This window comes from Amycolatopsis plumensis (assembly GCF_042652605.1).
GTDB lineage: Bacteria > Actinomycetota > Actinomycetes > Mycobacteriales > Pseudonocardiaceae > Amycolatopsis > Amycolatopsis plumensis.
In genome coordinates, this window is record NZ_JBHSJY010000001.1 from 9055641 (window position 1) to 9069046 (window position 13406).

Below are 13406 nucleotides of genomic sequence, written 5' to 3' on the forward strand. Positions count from 1 at the left end.
GCTTCCGGCAGGCCGAGACCGCGTCCGCTCCACACCCGGGGCGTGCGTTCCGACGTGCGTGCCGGGCAGCCGAACGTGACTGCCGTGGCCGTGTACTGCCGGGTCCAGCGGGCGTTTTCGGGGCCTGCGCGGCGAAATCGGGTCCGCCGGTGAGTTCCAGCGTCATGGGGGAACGATGGTCGATCAAGCGGTGACGGGTACCGCCGCGCGGGTGTCGACGACGGCTCACATGCTGTATACAGTATCCAGTAGCCTGGCAGAGGAGGCCGCTTTGTACACAGTCACCAACCCGGCGACGGGCGAGCTGGTCGACGAGATCCCGAACGCGGCCGACGCGGAGGTCCGCGTCGCGATCGATCAGGTGCACCGCGGGTATGCGGCCTGGCGGGCCCGGCCGGTCGCCGAGCGGGCCGCGATCGTGCTGCGTGCGGCGGAGCTGTTCGCCGAACGCGCGGACGAGCTCGCCGCGATCATGACCCTGGAGATGGGCAAGCGGATCAACGAAGGCCGCGGCGAAGTGGGCGTCGTCGCGGACATCTTCCGGTACTACGGCGAGCGCGGTCCGGACCTGCTGGCGGACGAGCCCCTGACGCTCCGCGGCGGCGAGGCGGTGCTGACGAAGGAGCCGATCGGCGCGCTGCTGGGCGTGATGCCGTGGAACTTCCCGTGCTACCAGGTCGCCCGGTTCGTGGCGCCGAACCTGGTGCTGGGCAACACGATCCTGCTGAAGCACGCGTCGATCTGCCCGCGGTCGGCGGTCGCGATCGAGTCGGTGCTGCGGGACGCCGGGGTGCCCGCGGACGCGTACGTGAACGTGTTCGCGTCGAGCCGTCAGGTCCCGTGGATGCTCGCGGACCCACGCCTGGCCGGGGTGTCGCTCACGGGCAGTGAGCAGGCGGGCATCTCGGTGGCGGCCGAGGCCGGCCGGAACCTCAAGAAGTGCGTCCTGGAACTGGGCGGCTCCGACCCGCTGATCGTCCTGGACACCGACGACCTGGACGAAACGGTCAAGATCACGGCCACGGCCCGCATGCGCAACGGCGGCCAGTCCTGCAACGCGCCGAAGCGCATCATCGTCCTGGGCGAGCTGTACGAGGAGTTCGCCGACCGGTTCGCCAAGCGCGTGACGGAGTACTACGTCCCGGGCGACCCGGCGGACCCGTCGACAACCCTCCCCCCGCTCGCCTCAACGTCGGCGGCCGACGAAGTGGCGGGCCAGATCGAGACAGCGATCCGCGAAGGGGCAACCCTGCGCGCGGGCGGCCGCCGGGTTCCGGGCCCGGGCGCGTATGTGGAGGCCACGGTCCTGACGGACGTGACACCGGAAATGGCGGCGTACCACGAGGAGATCTTCGGCCCGGTGGCGCTGCTGTTCTGCGCGTCGTCGGAAGCCGAGGCGATCGAGCTGGCGAACGACACGCCTTTCGGACTGGGGGCGAGCGTGTTCGCCACCGACCGAGCGCGCGCGGCGCGTGTGGCGCGGGGGATCGAGGCGGGGATGGTGTACGTGAACAAGTCGGGCGGGTCGGAGGCGGATCTGCCGTTCGGGGGGATCAAGCGGTCGGGGATGGGGCGGGAGCTGGGAGCTTTGGGTATCGAGGAGTTCATGAACAAGAAGCCCATCCGGCTCTGACGGGTTAGCCTGGCCGCCGCTCAGTGAGTCGGCTAGGAGCCTCCGATGAAAGACGAGTACGCGCACCCTCGCGCGGGTATCGAGTTCGACTGGCTCGCAGTCGACTCCTCCGGCGCTCTTGCCGTGCTCACTTCCGCCGGCTACGGCCCGGTTCCCAAGGCAGTCAGCGAGCACGCTGAGGCCGTCGACGCGGCGCTGGAACGGATCAACACCTGGCCCCAGGTGGGTGACTCCATCAGTCAGCCCAGCGAAACCGGTGATTACACCGACTGGCGGGATCTCGCGGCCCGAGGCTTCTACGCCTACGACTGGAAGGACTCATCCGGGCCGTACGTACGGCTCGCAGTACCCACGACACCGCTCACAGTCGACAACCTGACTGACACAGGGATCATGCAGATCGTCGTCCTGGCCAGGTTCACAGTCGACTTCGCCTCGGCCACCCGGCTTACCCTCACCGACCTGGACGACGATTGCCGCACATGACTTGCGGCAGGCGCCGCATCGGTCCGAGATATACCGTCGACCGGAGGTGACCTTCAGATGAAACCAGCCACCGCCGGCGCGATCGCCGCAGTAGTCAGCGGCATCCCCTCGACCGCCCACGCGCTCCTCACCGGCACCGACGTCCTGGCGGCCACCAAAGCGGCGGGCACCCTCCTGCCCGGCCGCCGCAACCGGCCCGGCATCGCCGCCGGGCTGATCGCGCACCTCCTCGTCTCCGCCGCCTGGACCACGGTGCTCACCGCGCTCTCGCGGCGCCACCCGCTCAGGGCCGGTGGTGGCGCCGCCGCGGGACTGGCCATCGCGGCGCTGGATCTCGGGATCGCGGCCCGCGCATACCCCGCCGTGCGGGTGTTGCCGCGCGGGCCGCAGATCCTGGATCACCTCGTGTTCGGTACCGTCGCCGGCGCGCTGCTGGAACGCACCCGTCAGGAAACGACTTCGACGACGTCACCCGGGTGCAGCGAGTTGTAGAACGTCACCGCGGCGTCGTGCGAAAGGTGCACGCACCCGTGGGACTTGGCCTTCAGGCTGCCCTGGTGGAACGCGACCCCGGTGGTGGTGAAGAACACCGAGTACGGCATCGGCCCGTTGAACTGCTTGCTGTAGTGGTCGATGTCCTTGTACTGCACGTGGAACTTCCCCAGCGGGGTCGGGTACTTCGGCAGCCCCACGGTGATCGGGACGCCGCCGTAGGTGACGTTCCCGGCGCCGTCGGTCAGCCACGCGGTATTCGAACTGCGCTGGACGCAGGCCTTCGCTTCGGCACTGCACGGCGTCGACGCCGCTTCGGCCGTACCCGCGAACGCCACGGTCCCCGCCATCGCGGCGACCCCGCCCAGAAGTGCGATCATCCTCCGGTTCATCGTGTGCCTCCCGTTGTCGTTCGGCTACCCAACGAGAGTGCCCACTCGGGCGATCTTCGAATCACTCCTGGGGCTGCGAAAGCCGAAGGAACTCAGTCTGCTCCCGGTCGTAGCGGCGAGTCAGGCCGTTTCCGTAGCGGTCCCACCAGTTCTGCGTGTGGCCGCCCTGGGTGGTCGTCGTCCCGCCGTAGACCTGCCGGTCGTACTCGACGCGGGCGTCGCGGAACTCCTGCTGGAACTGCTCCGGCGTCAGGCCCTGGACGTGCTGGATGGTCGCGTCGCTCAGCGTCCGGGAGCTGCGCACGATGTCCTCGCCCGCCATGTGGTTGAGGATCGCGCGCACGCCGCCGGCGCCGCGCATGTGCGCGCCGGACATGATCGCCGCCTGGGTGCCGGGATCGGTGAAGTTGAGCGCGCCGGCCGTGCGCGCGTTCGCGGTCATCAGGTCGGCGACGACCGCGCGTTCCTCGGCGCTGCCGATCCCGTACTGCTCGCGCGCGGCGATGATCCGGTCGTAGCCGTTGTGCATGTTCTGCCGGAAGCCGTAGGCCTCGGGCACGCCCCCCTGCTCCCCCGTCGCGCCTTCGGACCGCATGATCGAGTCGACGACCCGGGGGTCCAGCTGCTGCGGCGCCGCCACGGCGGCGGCACCTCCCCCGGTCTGCCCACCGCCGCCGTAGGCCTGGGCGACGTCGGAGTCGGCGGCGCGGTAGCCGTCCGCGGCCGTCTGGACGTTCTGGTTCACGTTCGTCAGGAGGTGCAGCAGTTTCTGCAGGGCGCTGCCCAGCGTCGAGTGCAGGGCCGAGTTCGCGGCCGCGACGCCGCTGCCGATCCCGGCGAAGGACAACGCGTCGAGCACCAGGCCTTCCAGGTCGCGGGTGGCCGAGAGGAAGGACGACCCGACGTCCTCGACCGCGCGGACGACCGACCCCATCTCCGCCGTTTCGGCGCGGTAGGCCCCGGCACTCATGGTTTGCTCCCTCCGGACACCGGCTGTTCGCGTCGAGGGTTCCCCACCGCGCCACCCCGGTCCACGGCCGAATTACCCACTGGTCACGGCAGGACTGCCCACACCGGCGCTAAGGTCGGGAGATGAGCAAACCCGACGGCGACCCGAACGTGGTCGAGGGCGAGATCGTCGACGACACCCCCACCGCGGCACTGGCGATCCCGTCGCCGCCGCTGCCGGACCCGGACTACAGCGAGGGCGGCGTGCCCAGCTTCGACTTCGTCCGCGACAAGATCGAAAACCGGTACACCAGCTCGCTCGGCTCGGTCGACGTCGCCGGCCTCGGCACCGAGAACACCGCCGAGGCTCTCGACAAGAAGATCGCCGACCGCGACCAGGCGGCGAAAGACCGGCTGGCCGAGATCCGCCGCTCGATGCGCGGCGAGTGAGTGTCGGTGAGTGACCGCCCGCTCACCGGCTCAGCCGTGATCATGGCCGGCGAGGCCCCTACGTCCTTGCCGCGCCGGTGGCGGCCGGAGTTTCGAAATGGGGGATTCCCAGCCGCCGCACGATGACCTCGCTGGCGTTGCGTCCGCCCGATTTCCGCACGAGAACCACCAAGTATTCGAAGTAAACGAGGAAGCCGACCGGCGCGTCTACCGGGCACACGCGTTCCCGGTAAACGCGTTCCGCCACGATGTAAGGCTGCAGCAGGTACCAGACGCGCATGATATGCGTCCCCAAGGCGCTCACGATGACGTCTTTCTCTATCATGCCGAAAGCCAGGAGAACGCCCAAGTAGTCAAATAAGTAACAAACCGTATACACGCTGTCGCGATATTTCGACGACAGGGCTTCGATCCCCTCTCGCTCGGAAGGTTCCTCGTCTATTCCGGCCAGCACCGTGGTCAAGTGCCCACGGAATTCCACCGAGCGGACCTGCTGAAAGATTTCAGTCGTCACACGGAGAGAATTCGCCTTGAGCAAAGACCGACTGTTTCGACGGGTGGCCCAGATTGCCACCCCGACAGCGCCGATAGAAGCCATCAGGGAAATCCAGGAGACCAGGATGTTCATCATCGACCGACCCCATCTCGTGCAGCACCACATCTGATCACCAGTAATCGACGGCAAGCTCGAAAAGTAAAGAAGGATGCCGGATTCGTGATGAAACAGTCCTGACCTCGACACTCAAGCAACGGGCACAAGGTACGTAGGGTTTCTCTTCGCAAGTTTCGGAGGCACAGCGCGCGTCGTGCAAGTGTTAGGATGCTTTCTTGCAGGACGGGAATCCCACTGCGGGTTCCCGTCGACCGGCCCTCACGCAGCTCAGAATGAGGTCCCATGGCTCCCACGCAAGGTCCGATCGTGCCGCGCCGCCGGATCGCGGACACGCTCAGGAGCCTGCGCGACGAGTCCGGGCGCACTCTCGAAGAGGTGGCCGAGGCGCTGCTGATCTCGACGTCGAAACTGTCCCGGTTCGAGAACGCGCAGGGCAGCCCGCAAGCCAGGGACGTCCGCGACCTGATCCGCTTCTACGGCATCGAGGACACGCAGCTGGCCGAGCGGCTGATGCGCTGGGTGAAGGCCTCCGGCAGGCAGGGCTGGTGGACCGATTACTCGCAGATCACGGCAACCCCCGGGCTCGACGCCCACCTCGCCTACGAGTCCGAAGCGACGGTGGCTCGGATCTACACGATCCCGCTGCTGCCGGTGCTCCTGCAGACCCCGGACTACGCCCGCGCCCAGTACTCGACGCACGAACCGTGGTGGTCGGCCGAAGAGGTCGACCGGCTCGTCGACCTGCGAGAGCACCGCAAGCACGTGCTCGCCGAGCGCGAGGACATGGAGCCGCTGCGACTGGTCGCGGTGACCCACGAGGCCGCCCTGCGGCAGTTCGTCGGCTCCCGCGAGATCATGCGCGCCCAGCTGGACCACCTGGTCGAACGGTCGGCCGCGCCGAACATCGAGCTGCGCGTCTTTCCCTTCGCCCATCCCCCGCTGTTCTCGATGAGCTGCATGTACGCCTACTTCGAGTTCGAGAACGAGCTCGACCGGGACATCGTGCACATCGAAACCCACGCCGGGTTCCGGCACATCGAGACGGCCAAGACGGTCGAGTACTACCGCGGCTACCACGACGCCCTCGTAGCCGCCTCGCTGGAGCCCGACGAGAGCCGCGCACTGATCCGCGAAGTTCAGGCGGCGCAGTTCAGGTGACGTTTCACCAGGTGAAGCAGCCGCGCACCGGCCTGTGACGTTACGATGACGCTCAGCAAGGCAGCCAGCGCACCTCGACCGGCTGGTAGGCGACGATCGTCGCCAGGCGGTCCGGGAACACCGGGACGCGCTCGACCAGCCGGGTGCGGCGGACCACCCGCTCGACGCCGGTCCCGGGCGGGGCGACGAGGCATCCTGACAGGCCCCGGTCGCGGCAGCGGTCGAACGCCTCGAGCAGGCCGCGGACGCCGCCGTCGGAGAGGAAGTCCAGCCGGCCGAGGTCGATGACCAGGAGCCGGGGCCACGGCAGTTCGCACACGGCGGTCTCGAGCACCGTCGCCCAGCGCAGCAGCGTCGTGATCCCCGGCTCACCGCGCATCTCGACGACCAGCACGCCGGCGGAGCGTTCCGAGGCGATGTCGTCGCGCATCGCGCCTCCCGGGAGTCATCCCGTCCCGGGACCATCGTCCCACGTGACGTCAGGCTTCCGTAATACCCGCATGGAATCATCGGGAGTCCGGGACAGTTGTAACGGTCGGTAGCACCGCACGAGAAGAAGGAGTGACGCCGTGACCACGTCAACCGAAAGGGCCGTCCTGGCCGGCGGCTGCTTCTGGGGCATGCAGGAGCTGTTCCGCCGCCAGCCCGGGGTGATCTCGACCCGGGTCGGTTACAGCGGCGGCGACGTCCCCAACGCCACGTACCGCAACCACGGCACGCACGCCGAGGCCATCGAGGTGATCTACGACCCCGCGCAGACCACGTTCCGCGACCTGCTCGAGTTCTTCTTCCAGGTGCACGACCCGACGACGAAGAACCGCCAGGGCAACGACATCGGCCTGAGCTACCGCTCGGCGATCTTCTTCGAGAACGACGAGCAGAAGCGGGTCGCCGAGGACACGATCGCCGACGTCGACGCGTCGGGGCTGTGGCCGGGCAAGGTCGTCACCGAGGTCGCCCCGGTGGGTGACTTCTGGGAGGCCGAGCCGGAGCACCAGGACTACCTGCAGCGCATCCCGAACGGGTACACGTGCCACTTCGTGCGCCCGGGCTGGAAGCTCCCGAAGCGCGAGAAGACCGCCTGACCTTCAGCACCCCGAAGGCCCCTTCGCCATCCGGCGAAGGGGCCTTCGTCGTCTCGGACGCAGGAAAGATCGTCCGAACGGCGGTGATCTTCCTTCAGTACACAATGGACAGTGAACACGTGGAATCCCAATAGCGTTGAATGTCCTATTTGGGACGTATTGCGACATGCCGATAAGACCGTACGTTCGTCGCTTGTTCACGAGCCTTCCACCCCGGATGCTGATTTTCGCTAAGCCGCACCATTTTTCCCCGTCGTCCCCGTTCTCGGCCCGGCTCGACCCCGGGCCGGTTCGCCCTGCCCGGAGGAGATCCTTCGATGCAACTGAGACGTCCATTCGTCTTGGCCGCGAGCGGCGCCCTCATCGCCGCGGTGTGCACGACCACCACCGCCCAGGCCCAGCCCACCACCCCGAACGCCGTCCCCGACGCCCAGACCCTGGCCGTGTCGGCGGCGGCCGGGCTCGTGGCGAGCCGTCCCGCCGCGCTGCACGCGAGCGCGGACGACGTTTTCGTGGCCCAGAAAGCGATTTCCGCTACCAACGGGCTGAAGTACATCCCCTACGAGCGCAGCTACAAGGGCCTGGCCGTGGTGGGCGGCGACTTCGTCGTCGCCACCGACTCGACGGGCCAGGTGCTCGGCACCTCCGTCGCGCAGGACCAGACGATCAACCTCGCCACCACCACGGCGAAGGTCTCGAAGGACGCCGCCGAGGCGACCGCCCGGCAGCAGCTGTCCGCGGTGGACAGCGTCAGCCCCGCGCAGCAGGTCGTCTACGCCCTCGGCACGCCGACGCTGGCCTGGAAGAGCACGGTCGTCGGCCGCGACGCCGAGGGCCCGAGCCGGCTCGACGTCATCGTCGACGCCGCCACCGGGAAGGTGCTCAAAACCCAGGAGCACGTCCTCAACGGCGACGGCACCAGCGCGTGGAACGGCCCGAACGGTGCACCTCGACACCACGCACTCGGGCAGCACGTACTCGATGAAGGACCCGACGATCACCAACACGTCCTGCCAGGACGCGGCCAACAACACCACCTTTAGCGGACCGGACGACCTCTGGGGCAACGGCACCGCCAGCAACCGCGAAACCGGCTGCGTCGACGCGCTATTCGCCGCCCAGACCGAGAACAAGATGCTCTCGCAGTGGCTGGGCCGCAACGGCTTCGACGGCAACGGCGGCGGCTGGCCGATCCGCGTCGGCCTCAACGACCAGAACGCCTACTACGACGGCAGCCAGGTCCAGATCGGCAAGAACACCGCCGGCGGCTGGATCGGCTCGATCGACGTCGTCGCGCACGAGCACGGCCACGGCATCGACGACCACACCCCGGGCGGCATCTCCGGCGCGGGCACCCAGGAGTTCGTCGCGGACGTCTTCGGCGCCTCGACCGAGTGGTTCGCGAACGAGCCGGCTCCCTACGACCAGCCGGACTTCCTCGTCGGCGAGCAGGTGAACCTGGTCGGCTCCGGCCCGATCCGCAACATGTACAACCCGTCGGCGCTGGGCGACAAGAACTGCTACGACAGCAGCGTCCCCAACGGTGAGGTGCACGCGGCCGCCGGCCCCGGCAACCACTGGTTCTACCTGCTGGCCGAGGGCACGAACCCGAGCAACGGCCAGCCGACCAGCACCACGTGCAACAACTCCACCATCACCGGCCTCGGCGTCCAGACCGCGGTGAAGATCTTCTACAACGCGATGCTGCTCAAGACCTCCAGCAGCTCGTACCTGAAGTACCGCACCTGGACCCTGACCGCGGCGAAGAACCTCTTCCCGGGCAGCTGCACCGAGTTCAACACCGTCAAGGCGGCGTGGGACGCGATCAGCGTGCCGGCGCAGTCGGCCGACCCGACCTGCTCGGCGACCGGCACGGTCACCGTTTCCAACCCGGGCAACCAGTCGACCGTGACCGGCGCTTCGGTCAACCTGCCGCTGTCGGCTTCCGGCGGCACCGCGCCGTACACCTGGTCGGCCACCGGCCTCCCGGCCGGCCTGTCGATCAACGCCTCCACCGGCACGATCTCGGGCACCGCGACCACCGCGGGCACCTCGAACGTCACGGTGACGGCGAAGGACAGCGCCAACCGCACCGGCTCGGCGTCGTTCACCTGGACCGTCGGCACCACCGGCGGCTGCTCCGGCCAGAAGATCGCCAACGGCGGCTTCGAGTCGGGTGCTTCCAGCTGGACCGGCGACACCGGCGCCATCGGCCAGTGGGCGTCCTCGGGTGAGGCGGCGCACGGCGGCACGTACAGCGCCTACCTCGACGGCTACGGCTCGACCCACACCGAAGCCGTCGCCCAGTCGGTGAGCATCCCGGCGGGCTGCCACGCCAGCCTGACGTTCTACCTGCACATCGACACCGCGGAGACGACCACCACCACTGCCTACGACAAGCTGACCGTCACCAACGGCAGCACGACTCTGGGCAGCTACTCCAACCTGAACAAGGGCACCGGGTACACGCTCAAGACGATCGACGTCTCGTCGGCCGCCGGTGGCACCCTGGCGCTGAAGTTCAGCGGCACCGAAGACAGCTCGCTGCAGACCTCGTTCGTCATCGACGACGTGGCCGTGACCCTGAGCTGAAGCTGAACCACTGATCCGAAGCGGGGAGACCACGCGGTCTCCCCGCTTCGGCGTTTCCGGAGCAGAATCGGCGGATGGACACCGAAGAGCTGCGCGCGACACAGGCACCGCTGAAGGACAAGTACCGCGAGCGGCCGGAGAGCGCGCTCGTCACGCTGCACGCCGACGCCGAACTGGACGGCCTCGGCATCTCCTGCAAGGTCGAAACCGGCCGCGCGGTCGTCGAGGCCGGCCTGCACCCGGCCACCGGCGGCGACGGCACTCTCGCCTGCTCGGGCGACATGCTGCTCGAAGCGCTCGCCGCCTGTGCGGGGGTGACGTTGCGGGCCGTGGCGACGTCGCTGGGTCTCGCCGTCCGCGGCGGGCGCGTCCGGGCCGAGGGCGATCTCGACTTCCGCGGCACGCTGGCCGTCGCCAAGGACGCGCCGGTGGGCTTCCGGGCCATCCGGCTGTCGTTCGACCTGGACACCGACGCTTCCGAAGAGCAGCTCGCCACGCTGAAGAAGCTGACCGAGCGCTACTGCGTCGTGTTCCAGACGCTGCGGACGCCGCCGGAGTTCGCCGTCACGCTCGCCGCGAACCAGGGATAAACCCGGAGGACAAACCGGGCAGCTTGGCCTAGCTTGTCGGGGTCACGTGAAGGGGGAGCCGACATGCCACAGCCGGAGCCGGACACCGCCGTCCGGGTACGCGGGCTCGTGAAGACCTACGGCTCGACGCGCGCGCTCGACGGCGTCGACCTCGACATCCCGGCCGGGCAGGTGCTCGGCCTGCTCGGCCCGAACGGCGCCGGCAAAACCACCACCGTGCGCATCCTGACCACGCTGCTGCGCCCGGACTCCGGATCGGCGTACGTGGCCGGGTACGACGTGCTGGCCGAGCCGGACGAGGTGCGGCAGCGGATCGGGCTGTCCGGCCAGTACGCGGCCGTCGACGAGAACCTCACCGGCTTCGAGAACCTCTACATGGTCGGACGGCTCTACGGCCGCAAGAAGGCCGCGGCCCGCTCGCGAGCCCGCGAGCTGCTCAGCCGCTTCCGGCTCGAGGAGGCCGCCGACCGGCCGGCGAAGGGCTACTCCGGTGGCATGCGCCGCCGGCTCGACCTGGCCGGCGCGCTGGTCGCGGAGCCGACCGTCGTCGTGCTGGACGAGCCGACCACCGGCCTCGACCCGGGCGGCCGGCTCGACACCTGGGCGGTCATCAAGGAGCTCGTGGCCGACGGCACGACCGTGCTGCTGACCACGCAGTACCTCGAAGAGGCCGACCACCTCGCCGACTCCATCGTGGTGATCGACCACGGCCGGGTCATCGCGCGCGGCACCGCGGACGAGCTCAAGGCCCAGATCGGCGGGGAGCGCCTGGAGCTGGTCGTCGCGTCGGCGCAGGACCTGCCGGCGACGCTGGAGGTCCTGCGCGAGGTGGGCACCGGCGAGCCGTCCGGTGACGGTCACACGCGGCGGGCCGAGATCCTGGTCGACACCGGGCCGAAGGCGCTGATCGAGGCGTTGCGGCGGCTCGACTCCCACGGCATCACGGTCCAGGACGTCGGCCTGCACCGCCCGACCCTGGACGACGTCTTCCTGTCCCTGACCGGCCACGGTGCTTCGGCTGAGGAGGCCGCGAAGTGAACGCGATCGCCAAAGGCATCTCCGACGGCGGCATCGTCACGTGGCGCAACCTGGTGAACGTGCGCCGCAACCCCGACTGGCTGATGGCGGCGACGCTGCAGCCGATCATGTTCGTCCTGCTGTTCGCCTACGTCTTCGGCAACGCGATCGGCGGCGAAGCGGGCGGCGCCGCGTACCGCGAGTTCCTGATCGCCGGCATCTTCGCCCAGACGGTGGCGTTCAACTCGGCGTTCACGGTCATCGGCTTCGCCAACGACCTGCAGAAGGGCATCATCGACCGGTTCCGCTCGCTGCCGATGTCCCGCATCGCGGTGGTCCTCGGCCGCACGACGTCGGACCTGGTCGTGAGCGTGGTGGCGCTGGTGGTGATGTCGGCGTGCGGCCTGCTGGTCGGCTGGCGCATCCGCGGCAGCTTCTGGGACGCGCTGCTCGGCTACCTGGTGATGCTGATGTTCGCGTGGGCCCTGTCCTGGGTCGGCGCGCTGATCGGCCTGGCGGCGCGCAGCGTCGAGGTGGCGCAGAGCGCGGGGCTGATCTGGATGTTCCCGCTGAGCTTCATCTCCTCGGCGTTCGTCCCGACGGACACGCTCCCGGCGTTCCTGAAGGCGATCGCGGACTGGAACCCGTTCACGGCGGTGATCAACGCGACGCGCGACCTGTTCGGCAACCGGTTCGGGGCGCCGCCGACGGGCTGGCCGGCGGAGCACGCGGCGCTGTACGCGATCCTGTGCTGCTTGGCGATCATCGCAATCTTCGCCCCGCTGGCCACGGCCCGGTACCGCCGGGTGGCGAGCAAGTAGGCGTTCGCCGCAACGCAATGAATGACTCATTCCTGGCGTCCGACGCCAGGAATGAGTCATTCACTGCACCCGGCCGACCGGTGTCAGTCCTCTTCGGACAGCTCCACGATCGGGATCACCCGCTTGGCCTTCCGCGCCTTGGCCTGGTGGTCGGCCAGGAACGGGTAGTGCTGCTCCAGTTCGGCCCACATCCGCACGTAGTCCGCGCCCAGCAGGGGCAGCGCCTCCGCCTCGAACTCGCGGCCGTCGACCTCCACCTTCACCCGCGAATCCTCCGCGAGGTTCAGGTACCAGTCCGGGTGCTTCGGCGCCCCGATGTTCGACGCCACCACCAGCAGCCGGTCGCCGTCGCGGTGGTACATCATCGGGACCGTGCGCGGCTCGCCCGAGCGGCGGCCCGTCGTCGTGAGCAGGACCAGCCGCTCGCGGTGCATGCCCTCGACCTCACCGCCCGCCCGGAACTGCTCGATCACGCGACGGTTCGTCGCCCGCACGTCGGCGGTGTCCACGGTCACTGGTCGTAGTAGCGGGTCGGCGGGGGCTGCTGCTGCGGGTACTGCCGGGTCGGCGGCGGCGCCGCGCTCTGCTGGGTGCGCCGCCGGTGCAGCGTGCGGGCGCTGGCCGCCATGCTGTTCACCACCGCGGCGATGACCAGGCCGATCACCAGGTTGATCACCGCCGTGGCGATCTTCGCGCTCGGTGCGACCGTCAGGGTCAGCGGCAGCACCACCGCGATCAGCGTGACCAGCACCATGATCCAGCCGAAGAACTGGGACGGCGCCGGCGTCGCCACGCTCAGCAGGTGCATCAGCCCGGTGGCGAGCAGGGCCACCGCGGCGGCGACCAGCGCGTACGTCGTGGTGCTCGCGTTGCCCCAGACGCCTTCGCCTTTTGGGGCGAGCACTTCGACCTCGAAGATCCCGCGTGCGACCAGCAGCCCGACGACCGCGAGCAGGGCCGCGACCACCGCCGTCGCCACGCCGCCCGCCCACAGGCGGCGCGCGTCGATCCCCGGGCGGACGTCCTGGGGCTGGTTCCCGTAGTAGTCGGACATCAGAGCCTTCCTGGGTCGGCTGCGCCTCTCCCCGCGATTGTCCCCCGTTTCGGCCCGGTCCGCGATTTGCGCTGG

General features: G+C 69.0%; 15 protein-coding genes and 1 pseudogene. 10 read left to right on the top strand and 6 right to left on the bottom strand.

The features are described from left to right. Positions 1–271 precede the first annotated feature (271 nt). From ACFPLC_RS43630 to ACFPLC_RS43640, 3 genes are read left to right on the top strand one after another with little or no spacing between them, the layout of a single operon-like run. Entirely contained in the window at positions 272–1633 is a 1362-nt protein-coding gene (locus ACFPLC_RS43630; protein ID WP_378192129.1) for an NAD-dependent succinate-semialdehyde dehydrogenase, read from the top strand. A 45-nt stretch (positions 1634–1678) separates the two neighbouring features. Beyond that, complete coding sequence (locus ACFPLC_RS43635) at positions 1679–2119, top strand: hypothetical protein (protein WP_378192131.1); 441 nt, start codon at positions 1679–1681, stop codon at positions 2117–2119. Between the two features lie 57 nt (positions 2120–2176). Then, on the top strand, positions 2177–2611 hold the full coding sequence (locus ACFPLC_RS43640; RefSeq protein WP_378192133.1) for a hypothetical protein: 435 nt from the start codon (positions 2177–2179) through the stop codon (positions 2609–2611). On the opposite strand, the gene ACFPLC_RS43645 is transcribed toward ACFPLC_RS43640, so the two are convergent. Then, positions 2566–3003: a L,D-transpeptidase gene (locus tag ACFPLC_RS43645; protein ID WP_378192135.1), complete on the bottom strand. Its 438-nt coding sequence runs from the start codon at positions 3001–3003 to the stop codon at positions 2566–2568. The genes ACFPLC_RS43640 and ACFPLC_RS43645 overlap by 46 nt on opposite strands. A gap of 61 nt (positions 3004–3064) precedes the next feature. Further along, on the bottom strand, positions 3065–3973 hold the full coding sequence (locus ACFPLC_RS43650) for a hypothetical protein (RefSeq protein WP_378192137.1): 909 nt from the start codon (positions 3971–3973) through the stop codon (positions 3065–3067). Positions 3974–4095: 122 nt separating this feature from the next. Here ACFPLC_RS43650 and ACFPLC_RS43655 point away from each other — a divergent pair, with 122 nt between their 5' ends. Next, positions 4096–4401 carry a hypothetical protein gene (locus ACFPLC_RS43655; protein WP_378192138.1) on the top strand — a complete coding sequence of 102 codons (306 nt, stop codon included), beginning with the start codon at positions 4096–4098 and terminating at the stop codon, positions 4399–4401. 58 nt (positions 4402–4459) lie between these two features. On the opposite strand, the gene ACFPLC_RS43660 is transcribed toward ACFPLC_RS43655, so the two are convergent. Beyond that, positions 4460–5032, bottom strand: coding sequence for a DUF4760 domain-containing protein (locus ACFPLC_RS43660; protein ID WP_378192140.1), 573 nt, complete (start codon positions 5030–5032; stop codon positions 4460–4462). A 264-nt stretch (positions 5033–5296) separates the two neighbouring features. Between ACFPLC_RS43660 and ACFPLC_RS43665 the strand changes: the two genes are divergently transcribed. Beyond that, the gene (locus ACFPLC_RS43665; protein WP_378192142.1) at positions 5297–6172 is read left to right on the top strand and encodes a helix-turn-helix domain-containing protein; all 876 of its coding nucleotides are present in this window, start codon (positions 5297–5299) and stop codon (positions 6170–6172) included. 52 nt (positions 6173–6224) lie between these two features. Here the strand turns inward: ACFPLC_RS43665 and ACFPLC_RS43670 are convergent, their stop codons facing one another. Next, positions 6225–6602: an STAS domain-containing protein gene (locus ACFPLC_RS43670; protein ID WP_378192144.1), complete on the bottom strand. Its 378-nt coding sequence runs from the start codon at positions 6600–6602 to the stop codon at positions 6225–6227. Between the two features lie 139 nt (positions 6603–6741). Between ACFPLC_RS43670 and msrA the strand changes: the two genes are divergently transcribed. The 5 genes and pseudogenes from msrA to ACFPLC_RS43695 all read left to right on the top strand — a co-directional run bounded on the left by msrA (position 6742) and on the right by ACFPLC_RS43695 (position 12277). After that, entirely contained in the window at positions 6742–7257 is a 516-nt protein-coding gene (msrA, locus tag ACFPLC_RS43675; RefSeq protein WP_206794529.1) for a peptide-methionine (S)-S-oxide reductase MsrA, read from the top strand. Between the two features lie 317 nt (positions 7258–7574). Next, positions 7575–9849 (top strand): annotated as a pseudogene (locus ACFPLC_RS43680) (M4 family metallopeptidase). 74 nt (positions 9850–9923) lie between these two features. After that, a complete protein-coding gene (locus tag ACFPLC_RS43685) occupies positions 9924–10439 on the top strand; it encodes an OsmC family protein (RefSeq protein WP_378192147.1) in 516 nt (171 codons plus the stop codon). 63 nt (positions 10440–10502) lie between these two features. Further along, entirely contained in the window at positions 10503–11477 is a 975-nt protein-coding gene (locus ACFPLC_RS43690) for an ATP-binding cassette domain-containing protein (protein WP_378192149.1), read from the top strand. After that, the gene (locus tag ACFPLC_RS43695; protein ID WP_378192151.1) at positions 11474–12277 is read left to right on the top strand and encodes an ABC transporter permease; all 804 of its coding nucleotides are present in this window, start codon (positions 11474–11476) and stop codon (positions 12275–12277) included. The genes ACFPLC_RS43690 and ACFPLC_RS43695 overlap by 4 nt, the downstream gene beginning before the upstream one ends. Positions 12278–12360: 83 nt before the next feature. Here the strand turns inward: ACFPLC_RS43695 and ACFPLC_RS43700 are convergent, their stop codons facing one another. Together ACFPLC_RS43700 and ACFPLC_RS43705 are read right to left on the bottom strand one after the other, a co-directional pair. Further along, positions 12361–12792 carry a nitroreductase/quinone reductase family protein gene (locus ACFPLC_RS43700; RefSeq protein WP_378192153.1) on the bottom strand — a complete coding sequence of 144 codons (432 nt, stop codon included), beginning with the start codon at positions 12790–12792 and terminating at the stop codon, positions 12361–12363. Continuing rightward, positions 12789–13331, bottom strand: coding sequence for a DUF6069 family protein (locus ACFPLC_RS43705; RefSeq protein WP_378192155.1), 543 nt, complete (start codon positions 13329–13331; stop codon positions 12789–12791). The genes ACFPLC_RS43700 and ACFPLC_RS43705 overlap by 4 nt, the downstream gene beginning before the upstream one ends. Between the last annotated feature and the right edge of the window lie 75 nt (positions 13332–13406).

Bases quoted from the DNA above. Each gene is read 5' to 3' on its own strand.
- ACFPLC_RS43705 (WP_378192155.1), bottom strand. From the start codon at position 13,331: ATGTCCGACTACTACGGGAACCAGCCCCAGGACGTCCGCCCGGGGATC.
- ACFPLC_RS43655 (WP_378192138.1), top strand. From the start codon at position 4,096: ATGAGCAAACCCGACGGCGACCCGAACGTGGTCGAGGGCGAGATCGTC.
- ACFPLC_RS43640 (WP_378192133.1), top strand. From the start codon at position 2,177: ATGAAACCAGCCACCGCCGGCGCGATCGCCGCAGTAGTCAGCGGCATC.
- ACFPLC_RS43685 (WP_378192147.1), top strand. From the start codon at position 9,924: ATGGACACCGAAGAGCTGCGCGCGACACAGGCACCGCTGAAGGACAAG.
- ACFPLC_RS43660 (WP_378192140.1), bottom strand. From the start codon at position 5,032: ATGATGAACATCCTGGTCTCCTGGATTTCCCTGATGGCTTCTATCGGC.
- ACFPLC_RS43650 (WP_378192137.1), bottom strand. From the start codon at position 3,973: ATGAGTGCCGGGGCCTACCGCGCCGAAACGGCGGAGATGGGGTCGGTC.
- ACFPLC_RS43670 (WP_378192144.1), bottom strand. From the start codon at position 6,602: ATGCGCGACGACATCGCCTCGGAACGCTCCGCCGGCGTGCTGGTCGTC.
- ACFPLC_RS43645 (WP_378192135.1), bottom strand. From the start codon at position 3,003: ATGAACCGGAGGATGATCGCACTTCTGGGCGGGGTCGCCGCGATGGCG.
- ACFPLC_RS43665 (WP_378192142.1), top strand. From the start codon at position 5,297: ATGGCTCCCACGCAAGGTCCGATCGTGCCGCGCCGCCGGATCGCGGAC.
- ACFPLC_RS43635 (WP_378192131.1), top strand. From the start codon at position 1,679: ATGAAAGACGAGTACGCGCACCCTCGCGCGGGTATCGAGTTCGACTGG.
- ACFPLC_RS43690 (WP_378192149.1), top strand. From the start codon at position 10,503: ATGCCACAGCCGGAGCCGGACACCGCCGTCCGGGTACGCGGGCTCGTG.